10 protein-coding genes and 1 pseudogene are annotated in these 13943 nt (G+C 41.1%); all 11 read right to left on the bottom strand.

Translation table 11 applies throughout. The features are described from left to right. Positions 1 to 1020, bottom strand: a 1020-nt coding sequence (locus NJ959_RS15830) for a DUF5682 family protein (RefSeq protein WP_254012703.1), incomplete at its 3' end; no start/stop codon positions are given. A gap of 299 nt (positions 1021 to 1319) precedes the next feature. Further along, positions 1320 to 1778, bottom strand: coding sequence for an FHA domain-containing protein (locus tag NJ959_RS15825; protein ID WP_254012702.1), 459 nt, complete (start codon positions 1776 to 1778; stop codon positions 1320 to 1322). Between the two features lie 59 nt (positions 1779 to 1837). Then, a complete protein-coding gene (locus NJ959_RS15820; RefSeq protein WP_254012701.1) occupies positions 1838 to 3004 on the bottom strand; it encodes an ATP-binding protein in 1167 nt (388 codons plus the stop codon). Continuing rightward, entirely contained in the window at positions 3001 to 3348 is a 348-nt protein-coding gene (locus NJ959_RS15815; RefSeq protein WP_254012700.1) for a four helix bundle protein, read from the bottom strand. Before NJ959_RS15815 ends, NJ959_RS15820 begins: the two co-directional genes overlap by 4 nt. A gap of 193 nt (positions 3349 to 3541) precedes the next feature. Further along, positions 3542 to 5077: a DUF5691 domain-containing protein gene (locus NJ959_RS15810; protein WP_254012699.1), complete on the bottom strand. Its 1536-nt coding sequence runs from the start codon at positions 5075 to 5077 to the stop codon at positions 3542 to 3544. A gap of 313 nt (positions 5078 to 5390) precedes the next feature. Next, complete coding sequence (locus NJ959_RS15805) at positions 5391 to 6704, bottom strand: SWIM zinc finger family protein (protein WP_254012698.1); 1314 nt, start codon at positions 6702 to 6704, stop codon at positions 5391 to 5393. A 294-nt stretch (positions 6705 to 6998) separates the two neighbouring features. Beyond that, complete coding sequence (locus tag NJ959_RS15800; RefSeq protein ID WP_254012697.1) at positions 6999 to 7427, bottom strand: hypothetical protein; 429 nt, start codon at positions 7425 to 7427, stop codon at positions 6999 to 7001. A gap of 175 nt (positions 7428 to 7602) precedes the next feature. Beyond that, positions 7603 to 9585, bottom strand: coding sequence for a glycosyltransferase family 39 protein (locus NJ959_RS15790; RefSeq protein WP_254012696.1), 1983 nt, complete (start codon positions 9583 to 9585; stop codon positions 7603 to 7605). A 724-nt stretch (positions 9586 to 10309) separates the two neighbouring features. Continuing rightward, entirely contained in the window at positions 10310 to 11518 is a 1209-nt protein-coding gene (locus NJ959_RS15785) for a glycosyltransferase (protein ID WP_254012695.1), read from the bottom strand. 334 nt (positions 11519 to 11852) lie between these two features. Next, a pseudogene (locus tag NJ959_RS15780) lies at positions 11853 to 12647 on the bottom strand (polyprenol monophosphomannose synthase); the annotation flags it as partial. An 80-nt stretch (positions 12648 to 12727) separates the two neighbouring features. After that, on the bottom strand, positions 12728 to 13943 hold a 1216-nt coding region (locus NJ959_RS15775), incomplete at its 5' end, for a glycosyltransferase family protein (protein ID WP_254012694.1).

Raw genomic sequence — 13943 nt, 5'->3', positions numbered from 1 at the left:
AGTGGGGAGTGGGGAGTGGGGAGTAGAGTTTTGAGTTTTGAGTTTTGAGTTTTGAGTTTTGAGTGTTGAGTGCCATAAATGATCGTACCAACCAGGGGATTTTACTCCTGCACCATAACCACTTTTGTAGGAAAGTCGTCCGTAAGTCCAAGGTATCCAGGTAACTTCTATCTTTATTTTTGGTAGTTTTTTGAGGAGGGTATCATCTTGGTGGGTTTTTTGGAGTGGGTTTTTTGGAGTGGGGAGTGGGGAATTAGTTTGTAATTTTGATTTAGTTGTGGGGATTTGGGCTAATGCAGGAGAATGCCAAGCCCCACAAACAACAGCTATTTTCTGAAATCCTTCTTTCTGGGCTGTGCGGATTATTTTGCGCATATAGGCTTCTCGTTTTGCTTCGATGGGATCTAGTAATGGAGGGGTTTCCTGTCGCAAAACCGTCATCGCCTCTAAAATTGCCGTAAATAAATCTGTGCTATCTTGACGTTGTTCAACTAGATGTTCCCACCAGCTTTCTCCATCAGAATACCCCGCTGCCTTCCCCAACCAACCCAGAGGATCAAATCTAATTTCTGTGGTAGTAATTTCAGACGGGGAACTTGACATTAAATTATCATCCCCCGCAATATCCCCTAACCCATCCACAACCAAATCCCCATCCCCTGCCAAATCCCCATCCGCTGCTAAATCCGCTGCTAAATCCGCTAACCCAAACTGATGAGTCTGGGGCAAATCCATAAAACGGACGGCCACACCATGAATTAAACCATACTGAATAGCCTGCCACTCTGGAGAAAATACAGCAAAAGGGTAATAAACAGCTTGTCGAGGTCGATCCGATCTATAAACGATTAGAGCAACAGGCGGCTTCATGTCCGGATGGACTACTAACGGCAAGATAGAATCTGCATCCGGTGGACCTTCGACTAAGATGGCATCAGGTTTTAGAGCGTGTAGTGCTTGCAGGAGGGCGCGTGTCGAACCTGGACCGTGGTGTCTAATGCCGAAGATATGGGTACTCATAGTTTTGGTTAAGTTGCTGCTGTAGTTTAGAGTACCAATTTCCCAATTCCCATTTCCCCTATCCTTAATGATTTTTGCAATGATTAAGCAGATGAAACTGACTAACTCATCCCAAGCATGAGGCGAGCTAAAAATTCACCAAAAATTTACAACTTGGTGTTATCATTCCACTCCCTCCACCCCGAGGATGAGGCGAGCTAAAAATTTACCAAAAATTTACAACTTGGTGTGATGATTCCACTCCCTCAACCCTGAGCGTGAGGCGAGCTAAAAATTTACCAAAAATTTACAACTGGGTGTTATGATTCCATTCCCTCCACGTTATCTATAGGTTGACGGACTCTGTAATAAATCGCTTGGACTCCTGGACCGAAAACAATTTTTTCTTCATTTTCCAGGTCATAGCTATGGAGCTTTTTCCCATTAATCAGTAACCCATTTGCACTCACCCTCCCTTCCAGAGTGCCATCCACAATTCGATATGAGTCTGCCCCATCTTCATGATGGACGCGGACTAAGGTGGCATGATGGCGCGAGACAAACAGAGAATATAATCGGATATCGCAATCCCGCTCTCGCCCGATGGAATAGATATCCCCATCGAGGACAAACCGATGTTGTCCGCGCTCATCTTTAACAATCAACACATGGCCTTCAGTTAGTTCCGACAAGTTTTCATTTTCAGAGTCCAAGGGTGGGAGACTATCTGGAGATTGATAGTCTGGAGAGGGATTTAGTGGGAGCATCTCAAGTTTCATAGATTCTTACTGGTAGGTGCTAGAGACTTCAGCCTTATTCAATATTATCCCTAACTGTTTTATACTAGTTCCTGGCAAGCGCGATAGAGGTCTTTCCATTCCTCTCGTTCTTTAACGACTGTCTCTAAATATTCTTTCCAAACTAGTTTATCTTGCACGGGGTCTTTGATGACTGCACCAACTAGTACAGAAGCGATATCGGCACAAGAGAGGCTACCATTCCCGAAATGAGCGGCTAGTGCCAAGCCACTGTTTACCACTGAAATTACTTCGGCAGTGCTAAGGGTACTAGTAGGAGATTTAAGCTTTGTTTTACCGTCTTCAGTTATACCGTTACGGAGTTCGCGGAATATGGTGACGATGCGGCGGACTTCTTCTAGGGCTGGGGGTTCGACTGGCAATTCTAAGGCACTTCCTAAACTGGCTACTCGACGCTGTACGATGTCCACTTCTTCGGCGACGGTTTTGGGTAAAGGGAGGACTATGGTATTAAAGCGACGTTTGAGGGCACTGGAGAGGTCGTTTACTCCTTTGTCTCTGTCATTGGCTGTAGCAATTAAGTTGAACCCTTTAATCGCTTGGACTTGTTCTCCAATTTCAGGAATGGGTAACATTTTTTCTGAAAGAATAGTAATTAGAGTGTCCTGGACATCAGGGGGAATCCGGGTTAATTCTTCGACACGGACAATTTTGCCTTCTCTCATTCCCCGGATTACTGGGCTGGCAACTAGGGCATTAATTGATGGTCCTTCTGCTAAAAGTTTGGCATAATTCCAGCCATAGCGAATCGATTCTTCACTTGTCCCTGCTGTGCCTTGAATTAATAAAGTAGAGTCACCTGAAATTGCCGCTGCTAAGTGTTCGGAAACCCAAGATTTTGCTGTCCCGGGAAGCCCAAGGAGCAATAAGGCTCTGTCTGTGGTTAGGGTTGCGATCGCGATTTCGATTAATCTGCGATCGCCGATATACTTGGGTGCGATCGCAAATCCGTTTTCTAGTGTGCCTCCCAAGAGGTAAGTTGTCACAGCCCAAGGGGACAGTTTCCAATTGGCTGGGCGCTTTCGTCGATCTGATTTTGCTAGTTCTTCTAATTCTTGACTGTACTGTTGCTCTGCTTGTTCCCGGAGCAGAGAGTTGCCAGAAGAGACTTTTGAGTTTTGAGTTTTGTTAGCGTAGCGGGACGAAGTCCGTTTTGAGTTTTGAGTTTCAGTTTTTGAATCAGTCATAATTGTTCTCCTGTTGTTTTGACTATTGAAGTTAATATCCGAATAAGTTCATTGACATGGGATAATTGATTGGTTACATCAATGTCTACTAGCTTTGATCTTTGTAGCAACCTTAGCCAATACTGAGTTTCTCTGGCTTCCTTTGAGGCAATAGACATCTTTGATAGAAAGTCCTTTCTGCTTTGACCTGCACTAGCCTCTTCAACATTTGCTCCTATACTAGTTCCACTGCGTAACAATTGTCTAGACAATACATATTCTCGATTATCTTGTAGTTGACGATATAGTTCAATAATCTCCAGTGCGAATTCAAAACTTTTTTTCTGAATAATACTTTCTGCCATATTAAAAACTCATTCCTCAACGCAGTGATGGACGGGCGAGTTGATTGGGGTAATTGGTTACTCCTCTAGATCAAAACAACGACTCGCCCTTACACTCCCAATTCCCAATTCCTAACTCAAAACTCCCAATTCCCAATTCCTAACTCAAAACTCCCAATTCCCAATTCCTAACTCAAAACTCAAAACTCAAAACTCAAAACTCCTTAAGCATTTCTGTCCGAAAATTTAATAATACGATCAACTCATCTATTGCTTCTTTCCAGAAATATCCCCAACTGGGATTATTTGGTACTATATTAGGTAAGCTAAGAGATAGCTCTGGTACGATGGACAGCGGAATATAACAGGCAAAATCTTTAAAAGCAGATTGTAATGTCCAATCGTAGGGATTTTTAGTATTATTCAGGTGATATTTTAGACTTTTTATAATAGCCATGGTGAATTCAGTACTCCAAGGATAGCGATAATGACGGAGGAGGGAGAAGGCTGGGTTTTGGCTATCAAATACTGTCTTATTTTCCTGTATAAGTTTGATAAAAAAGGTATCCCGTCGTTGAGTTGACAATGAATTAATTAGTCCCCGAATCGATATATCGTTATTGACTAAATAGCCATTAAAATTAGTGTGAATGGAGAGTAATGCTTCTGCCCAGTCAGGATTTTTTTGTCGTAAGGCTGCAACAACCCAGGCATCTACTAGTGTTCGATCCCATTCACTGCGTTTAGCTGCTTGTATCCATTCGGTTGGGGATATGCGATTAATTTCTGTCCAAAATGAGAGTGGTGTAGATGCTACTATTTGTAAAATTTTCCAGGCTTTTTCTCCGAGTAATTTTGGAGGCTGTTTGCCATTAATTCCATCTCTCGTCATTGCTTCATCATTGCCATTAGGAAGGGTGAAGTCGAGATGGAGGCGATTGCGATTTTGTTTCATAATTAATGCGGAAGTGATTCGTTTAGCCATTCGCTGAGATAGGCGAGATCCTGGTAAGTGCGCTAATAATTCAGCAGCTTTTTGTTGTATTTTTTGATATTTATTATCCAATAGTGATTCTAAAAATGGCTCATCATCCATATTCAATCCAGTCTGGAATATTTCTAAAAATGCTAACTGTTGATCTAGTTTTTCTTGTGGAAAGATCTTTGTTAATTTTTCCCGTGCATCTCCTGGATTTTCAGTACGGAGTTGTTCAAATAGAAGTTGTCTTGCAGCGCTACTACCTGTTTTCCAAGTTATCTCAATATCTTCACCTACTACATAATCCCATTTAGGATTTTGTCCTGCTAACCAACGTCCCCGCTTACCCAAAACTGACATAATTGCTAGTCGTAAATGGGGTGAAGTACGCCCTAATTCTAATAATTCTGGTAAGTAATAAGCTGGTACTTGTTTTCTTGCTGTGGCTGCGGCTGCTAACCATTCGGGTAAAAGTTGTTGCCTTTCTTTAAGTAACATTACTTTGAGATATTGAGCCGACAGGGGGCTGCAGTTTGAATTATTATCTGTTTGGCAGGGTGTGGGGAGCGGTTGGTTATCTGTTACAGGTATTTGTCCAGCTTTTTGATATAGAGAAATAATGGCTGCTGCACTGAGTAATGTGCCTTCTGGATCTTTATAATTTAATTGGGAGAGAAGTTGACTAAGTTGATCTGTTGAGGGAATTGGAGTTAGGATTTTTCTCTCTGTACCTACTAATGCTGTTGTGAGAATATCTTGCCAAATTTTCATGTTATTGGTGATTGGTGATTGGTGATTGGTTATTTATTATTGGTTATTTATTATTGGTTATTTATTATTGGTGATTGGTGATTGGTGATTGGTTATTTATTATTGGTGATTGGTGATTGGTGATTGGTTATTTATTATTGGTGATTGGTGATTGGTTATTTATTATTGGTAGTGGGGAAGAGCATTCAATCAATTGTAGGAGGTTGCTTGTTAATTGTTATGTTTTAATTTTGACTGTTGCTGATAATAGACATTAACGACAAATAACTAACAACAAACAACAAATAACTAACAACAAACAACCAACAACAAATTAAAAACTTATAAAATAATCTTCTGCCCAAGCACTTAAAGGTAAAAAGCAATTGTAATTCCATTCTCCAAATACATTTATGGGATGTCCACCGCTAATGGCTAATAGCTGCCAACCTTGCTCAAATTTCGGAGTTATTGGTAATATATTGTTGGTTGAGTCTCGCAATGCCCAACCATTTTTATATTGTTGAGGAATAATGGCTTGTAAGGATAATGGAAATCTATCAATCCATGGTTGAGAAGATAATGCCTTTGTATATTCAAAAAGAGCAGCATTAATCGTCTTCTCTCCGGGGATATATGAGATAGGGGTGAGTGGGGAGTGATGTTGTTTGACGATAGCGCGTAGGGGATATGCACTCTTAAAAAAAACTATCTCTCCCTCGAAACAAGTACCAGGGAAAAGACTTCTTTCCAGTGGTTTACTGATGTGAGTTGATTGCAAAATTAGGGCAAATCGTTTGCTTTCCCATCCCCATAACCAAGTGCTAGCTTCAAGTAAATCTTTTTCCCCGTTAATTTCTTCAATCCGCTCTCCTAAGACTAGCCATCGATCGTGTAAACTGATGCCATGAGCTAACTGTTTATCAAATTCCCAGTCAATCCTAGTCAAAATATCCGCTTGGCTCTCAGGAGAAAGAGTCGTCCGACGTTTGAATCCTTCTAATAATAAGTATAGGATTCCCAATCCCTTTAGCAATTCCTCTGTCCAAGCAGTATCTGTGGGATTGATATTGCTCATAATCCTTATCTGACGCGCTAATAGTCGTGCTTGATTATCAACCATTCGTGCTGCGGTTGTCTCCCAAAAGCTCTTGTCTTGTTGTGATAATGTGGCTAATCCACCTCGCACTAAATCTCGTAACCAATAGTCTAATTCCTCTATGCCAGCGGTAACATTTTCTTCCCTTTTGGCGGCGCGTTTAGCTTGAGAAACTGGATCTACAATAGTTTCAGCTTCTGCTTTCTTTGCCTGTTTTTGACGGCGTGACTCGATCCAGTCTTGCACCCAGTCGGGGGGTTGGTTATGGGTAAAGATATTGGGATTTTTTACTAAAAGTAAATATAAGGCTAAACTATGTTGGCAGGGAATTTTATCCGTAGCACAGGTACATTTAAAAGCTGTTTCTCCTAAGTCTATTTGGGTTTGGCAAGGATGTTTTTCGATTCCCTGGTATTTTCCCCAGACTACTTTATCATTAGTTCCTATTTCATGCCATTTGCGTAATGTGGCTAAGTCTATAGCATCTTTGACGAAAGTAGTATCTGGTGCTAATGCTAAAATTTGTTCTGCTGTCCATGGTATGAGCATTTTATCATATTTCGGTTTAACTTTAACTCACAGGAATTACGCGGCTATATTACATATAGTTATAATGGTGCGTTAGCCAAGCATAACGCACCCTACTAGCTACATTACATATAGTTATAATGGTGCGTTAGCCAAGCATAACGCACCCTACATATAGAGGCTTGACCTAAGTCCTAACCAAACAATGATGAAGAATAAACTTGTACAATCAATTATCATTATTTCATCCTTCATCCTTCATACTTCATACTTCATCCTTCATCCTTCATACTTCATACTTCATCCTTCATCCTTTTATTCTGTAACTTCGGGATTTTTCTGACAATAGATGCGATCGCAATAGATAGCTAGTGCTGCCCCACATAAAGCATTGAGGGAACCTGTAATAATCGCAGAAATCCCCCAGCCAATTGGACCAAACCAATTAATGATTTCCCGGACTATTATTGTACTGCTTTGGACAACAATATAAGCGCTTCCTGCGGCTGCTACTGCAATTAAACCCAAATCTTTGAGCATATCGATAAGTTCTTTTTCTGATAACTCTTCCTCAAAATAGGTTTTCCAGATTTGGGTGTACATCAGAATATCAGATGCGGTTAAAATCACCTGCTTGGTAATTGTGCCGCCAGGAGTGGGAGCCGCAGCGATTGTACTGCTACCTGCGGCATAACTTGCGATCGCCCAAATGGTATCTAATCTCTTTTTGCCTAGATTACTCATGTTTTTGTTATTGGTTATTGGTTGTTGGTTGTTGGTTATTACTTATTAGTCATTCCCCACTCCCCACTCCCCATCGGTTGTTGGTTGTTGGTTGTTTGTCTAGGTAACGGTGAATGGGAAGGATTGGGGAATGAGTCATTCTTTTTACTTTTGACTATGATATCAATTTATTGCTTTACTGGGAAGCTTCAGGATTATCAGCTAAACAGCGATATAACTTTGTATTGTAGCCATCTACGGCTGTTTGGTATTGGGCGAGATCTTCTGCAAAGCAGTTAGGGAGATCCTCGGCTGGGGCTTTAAAATTGACTAGCCATAAATCTAGGGGACGAGGTAGTTGAGTTAGGGTTTGTTCGAGTGCGATCGCAGCAGGGCAGGTTTTTCCTGGGGCTATCGTACATTGCTCTTCTTCTTGATGTACTAACATAAATAGAACTTCTGAATTAATTGGTGATTTATCTGTCTTTATTTTATGGTTTAACTCCCAAGCAATCCCCATCATTTCACCTGTCTGGACAAGGGTATTGTGAGTTGTGGCAATCAGTATTGGCGAGGAAGATACTTTTTGAATTCCTGACACTAAAAGATCGGGACGGTAGTATTTCTGATATCCTAGATTACTGACTACAGTTATAGCACTTAACAAACCCATTAGCCAAATTATCGCTACTGCACGTTTACCCTTATTTTTAAAATTTAGTTTTTGTTTGCCCTTACTAAGGGTAGGTAAAGCGAGGTAAGATTGTGAAGAGTCAGTGGTAATAAACTTAGAGTAATTCCATTTTACTGAAAGTGCTGCTGCTACTAAGACGATAACAGCAGGGAAGTATACGAAATTATATCTAGCACCTCTAGTTAAGTCAGTGCCGAGGATGTAGGTAATACCAAAGAATATTGCGATCGCGCCTAAGACAAAAGTTGCCAAAACCTCTGTTGATAAACGATTTTCGGGTATTTTTAACTGAGCTTTAATCCCGCGATATAAAATTGGTGTTGCCCAGATGAAAAATCCCAGCATTATTGCACCAGAGATAATCACAACCAACAAAGATGACGCTTCTACAGGCAGTAGAGAGATCGTAGTAATCCAAGCTGCGAGTGCCTGAAAAATTGGGTTAATCCAGCCTGATAAAGTGCGATCGCCTTTTGCTATCCATTGTGTCATCTGAGGATCGTAACCATTCTGTAAAATAGGTATCCATACTAAACATCCGACTAATGTTCCGAGAATAACTGCGATAATTCTTAGGGAGTGGTTTTTTGGGAGTGTTTTTTTTTGAGTGGAAAGAGAAGAATAATTTTCTTTTAGAGGGTATTTTTCAAGTTCAAAATCTGGAGTATGGGCGAAGGATTCGCTGGATAACTCATCACTATAATCCGAGGTTTTTTCTCCGAATGCTTCTCCCTTTGCGGCTTGAGAAACACTGCTGATTCCGCCGACTCCCCTTTTTCCATTTACTCTAATCTCTAACACCCAGAATCCGATCGTTACTATGGCTTCGGCACAGAGAGTGAGACTAAAAAAGTAGTGAGTTGCTATCCCTAAACTATTAACCATTACCCAAGCTAGGATTAGCCAAATTGGTAATATAGTCTGACGTTTCAGATACTGTATGGCAGCGACTAAGCAGGAAAGAGAAGCAATCACCCACAGGATTGCTAAAGTATAATGACGAGCTTCTTGAGCTAGATAGATACCATAAGGAGAAACTGCCATCATTGCTGCTGCTATTTGAGCGACTAATGAAGAACGAAATGCTAATAAACCTAGTCCATAGATTGCAGGAATGGAGGCGACACCAAACAAAGCAGGTAGCGATCGTGCCCCCCAAAGTGAGATATATTCTCCAGAGTTGGCAAATAGTCCCATCCACCAATGAAGTAAGATAAAATATAGAGGTGGATGGTGATCTTCTGTGAGGAGATAATGGAATACTTCGCCTACTCTAACTCCCGATTGAGATTGTAGAGGTTGGAGGAGAGTATCGATGGAAATTGCTTGGTTTAGGGGAATATTATGAAAACTATGACCGAGACTAAATACCATTGTGGCAAATTCATCTGTCCATGGTGACTTTTGAGTTAGGTTGGTGAAGCGTAAACCAGTCCCGATGGTAATCCAGAGTAATAGTAGTAATAGGTTAAAGTTTTTTTTCATTTGTTGTTGGTTGTTGGTCGTTTGTTATTTCTTGTTTGCGCTCGGCTGTTGTTCGTCTAAATTGATACTAGAAACTCTTAAGGGGGAATTCTTACCTGATTTTCGCTAATTTGCCATTTTTGAGAATATACAGTTTAAATACTTAGTAGCTTAGGATCTTATTATTGTAGTTTTGGAATTGGATGTTTATAGTCCTTACTCCTTTGAGAAGTTATTTTTTGTAGGGTGGGCAGTCCCCAATATAGCTTGAAAAGCTGATGATTACGTTAGTGGGGACAGCCCACCCTACAGTTAATGACATTGGTGCAAGATCTGAGTTCTAACCTACTTAGTCTGTCAAAATATTAGTCTAATTTTAGACTAAATAGATGAGTGCAATTTGATAACTATTATTTGCAGGTGTCCAGTCCGGGATATCCCGATCTGGAGGAGAGGGTTTTCCCCTCACCCCAACCCCTCTCCCTGAAAAAAAAAACACCAATTAACATAACTTAACAAACGATCGCTGAAAGTGGCTTAACTTCGTTAATTTTATTAAGATTAATTCTCAATACTTGACGAGATTGCGTCGTTTCAGCTATTGTGGGCTAATAATCCAAAGGGGGGCTAATAACCTTTAGCAAATTTTGCAAACTATTGTGAGCCATTTCAGTATTTTATAATCTGTAACTAAACCAACGAGGATGATCCAAAGACTAACAAGGGGCTTAAGCCCCTTGTCCATTCATTTTTTCACATCAGTAACCCGCCAACTCAGCTTTAAATTCAGCCAAAAGTTCCAAAATACAATAGCCGCAATCGCTACTAATTTTGCCACAAATTGATTCATACCAAAGACATTAAAGAACAAATTCACTAACAACGTTTGCAGAATGATTCCTGCCAGACAAACCGTGTTAAACTTCAAAAAGCGTCTAAAGCGCTGACGCTTCCCAGGTTGCCGACGTGCAATATCCCCAAACGTCCACAAATCGTTCCACAAAAAATTGTTAAAAATTGCCACTTCTGCGGATAAAATTGTACTGCGAGTCAGCCCTAAGCCAAGGTGAATACGCAGCAAATAAAACACCGCCATATCAACAAATACGCCGCTGAATCCCACCACCCCAAATCGCAGTAATCTACCTATTGGCCCCAAAGATAAACGCAAGCGAAGGAGATGACGAAGATAATCTATATACTGTTTAGCAGTAACCTTACTTTCACCTTCCAAACGTTCTTTAAACTGATAACCAACTTCCCCAATCCAGGGTACTCTGCCCCTCGCCAAAACCTCGATTAAAATTTTGTAACCTAGGGGACTCATAGTACAACCAATTAAACATTTACGACGTACCATAAAATAACCACTCATCGGATCTGAAACTCGACCGACTACCCCTGGTAGTAAAATTAATCCAAGAATTTGGGCACCGCGAGATAAAAATCGGCGCACGATACTCCACTTGCTAACACCTCCACCTTCTGCGTTGCGACTAGCAACTGCCATATCTCCACCCCGTTTAATTTCACCCCATAATTCTAATAATGTTTTTGGTGGATGCTGAAGGTCCCCATCAATTACTCCTAAAACTTCGCCTCTTGCCACTTGCCAACCGCGAATTACGGCTGTGGATAATCCCCTTTCTTCAACCCGTCGCATCACCCGCAACTGAGGATATTCTGACATTAAATTCTGGGCTATTTCCCAAGTGCCATCAGGACTATTATCGTCTACGACAATTATCTCGTATTCCCCAGGTATTTCCCTCTTGAGTAACTTGTTGCATTTGTGGACAAGCTTTTTGACATTTTTGGCTTCTTGATAGGTGGGAATAATTAGGGAAAACCGGAGGGGGCGATCGTCACCAGCTTGTGATAAGATTGGTAGTTCCCGAATTTCTAAGGAGCCAGAAGGAACTGGTAAAAGTGGATGGGGTTGACTTAAACTCATAGATTATTTATTGGTTAAGGATTTCCGGATTTTTGATTTCAGTAGAAAACAAATCGATTAGTAATTTCAAATCTCTACCATCATTCACGTTGATAAAGATAGGCAGTAAATTTGTCTAGTTCCATTGTGCCTGACAGTTGTTGTGTTGTCTTCAGTTGGAATTGCTGGTCTAGAAGCTTTTTCATTCGATCTCGTTGAGTGGGTGTACTAGCAGATCCCCAAACTGGCCTAGCACTATCTAACCAGAGAATACGTTGATATTCGGTTGGTCTAGATGTAATAGTTTTTTCTACAGCAGATGCAATAATCGCAGTAATCTACCTATTGGTCACAAAGACAAACGCAAGCGGAGGAGATGGCGAAGATAATCTATATACTGTTTGGCAGTAACCTTACTTTCACTATTCGCGCACTCTTTAAACTGATAACCAACTTCCCCAATCCAGGGTACTCTGCCCCTCGCCAAAACCTCGATTAAAATTTTGTAACCTAGGGGACTCATAGTACAACCAATTAAACATTTGCGACGTACCATAAAGTAACCACTCATCGGATCTGAAACTCGACCGACTACCCCAGGTAGTAAAATTAATCCGACAGTTTGGGGACCGCGAGATAAAAATCGGCGCACGATACTCCAGTCACTTACGCTGCCCCCTGCAACGTGGCGACTCGCAACGGCCATATCTCCACCCCGTTTAATTTCACCCCATAATTTTAATAATGCTTCTGGTGGATGCTGAAAGTCCCCATCAATTACTCCTAATACCTCGCCTCGTGCTACTTGCCAACCGCGAATTACTGCTGTGTATAATCCCCTTTCTTCAACCAGTCGCATCACCCGTAATTGAGGATATTCTGACATTAAATTCTGGGCTATTTCCCAAGTGCCATCGGGACTATTATCGTCTACGACAATTATCTCGTATTCCCCAGGTATTTCCCTCTTGAGTAACTTGTTGCATTTGTGGACAAGCTTTTTGACATTTTTGGCTTCTTGATAGGTGGGAATAATTAGGGAAAACCGGAGGGGGCGATCGTCACCAGCTTGTGATAAGATTGGTAGTTCCCGAATTTCTAAGGAGCCAGAAGGAACTGGTAAAAGTGGATGGGGTTGACTTAAACTCATAGATTATTTATTGGTTAAGGATTTCCGGATTTTTGATTTCAGTAGAAAACAAATCGATTAGTAATTTCAAATCTCTACCATCATTCACGTTGATAAAGATAGGCAGTAAATTTGTCTAGTTCCATTGTGCCTGACAGTTGTTGTGTTGTCTTCAGTTGGAATTGCTGGTCTAGAAGCTTTTTCATTCGATCTCGTTGAGTGGGTGTACTAGCAGATCCCCAAACTGGCCTAGCACTATCTAACCAGAGAATACGTTGATATTCGGTTGGTCTAGATGTAATAGTTTTTTCTAGAGCAGATGCAATTTCCTCGGACTTCTGTGCCAACAATTGTACTGGCAAGTTGGCTGGCATATAGTAAGCTAAACGGAGAACATGACCCCAGGCATTGGAATTCATGACGATTAATGTGGGTGTCGCTGGCTCTTGCTTAATTATATCCGCAATTTGATGAAATATCCAGCGATGTCGCAGGCTAAAATCACCAATGCTAGTAGTCAAATAAAGGATAAGTAAAATTGCTGCTGCGGTTTGTCGCCATTTTCCGGCTGCCCGTTCAATCCACCCTACTAATAATAACAGACAGCCGGGTAAAATTAAAATCATGGATCTGCCCCAGCCAAAACCCAAGGTAAATTGACCTTTGATAATATCCAGTGTCAGAGCTATCAAAAAGGGAAAAATTCCTAAAAGTAATGCTACAGTCAAAACGCGATGCTGATTTTCCTGCCAAAGGCTGATACTGCAAGCGATTAGGAGTGCGATCGCAATTATTCCTGCTATTGTGGCTGTTATCGGCGGTACGCTGGTAATCCAATCTCCTAGTACTAAATGAATTCCTAGGGTTTGTGTGACTCCTTCAAAGTGTTTTGATATTGCTTCTCCGATACTGGCTGCTTTAGAAAATCGTTCAAAATCTGCGTTTCTAAGCTGCTGTCTGGTTCCCCAAAGCACCCAGGGAATGGTTATTAATACACCTGCACCTAAGCTTAATCCATATTGCCACCATCGCTGCCTATCTAAAATTAAGACTAATAGGCCTAATGCTAATAGAAAATAGACAAAGTAATAAAATGTCATGAATCCACAGGCTACGGCAATAGTTAGTATTAAGTGCCAGAGGAGTTTTGTTTGCAAAGTGGGGGGCGATTTGGCAGCGGATGGGGTAGCGGATGGGGTTTGGGGGTGATGATTTTGGTGGTTAATTAATTCTAGAATTGCCCAGGCACTTAGGGTTATCCATAGTATAAGTTGTCCGTACATTCTGACGTTTAAGGAGTGGAATAAATAGTAGTTG

Source organism: Limnofasciculus baicalensis BBK-W-15 (assembly GCF_024178385.1).
GTDB classification, from domain to species: Bacteria; Cyanobacteriota; Cyanobacteriia; order Cyanobacteriales; family Coleofasciculaceae; genus Limnofasciculus; species Limnofasciculus baicalensis.
This window is presented reverse-complemented; position numbering and strand designations above follow the sequence as displayed.

Coding starts and splice junctions, on each gene's coding strand:
- NJ959_RS15825 (WP_254012702.1), bottom strand. CDS start 1,778: ATGAAACTTGAGATGCTCCCACTAAATCCCTCTCCAGACTATCAATCT.
- NJ959_RS15820 (WP_254012701.1), bottom strand. CDS start 3,004: ATGACTGATTCAAAAACTGAAACTCAAAACTCAAAACGGACTTCGTCC.
- NJ959_RS15815 (WP_254012700.1), bottom strand. CDS start 3,348: ATGGCAGAAAGTATTATTCAGAAAAAAAGTTTTGAATTCGCACTGGAG.
- NJ959_RS15810 (WP_254012699.1), bottom strand. CDS start 5,077: ATGAAAATTTGGCAAGATATTCTCACAACAGCATTAGTAGGTACAGAG.
- NJ959_RS15805 (WP_254012698.1), bottom strand. CDS start 6,704: ATGCTCATACCATGGACAGCAGAACAAATTTTAGCATTAGCACCAGAT.
- NJ959_RS15800 (WP_254012697.1), bottom strand. CDS start 7,427: ATGAGTAATCTAGGCAAAAAGAGATTAGATACCATTTGGGCGATCGCA.
- NJ959_RS15790 (WP_254012696.1), bottom strand. CDS start 9,585: ATGAAAAAAAACTTTAACCTATTACTACTATTACTCTGGATTACCATC.
- NJ959_RS15785 (WP_254012695.1), bottom strand. CDS start 11,518: ATGAGTTTAAGTCAACCCCATCCACTTTTACCAGTTCCTTCTGGCTCC.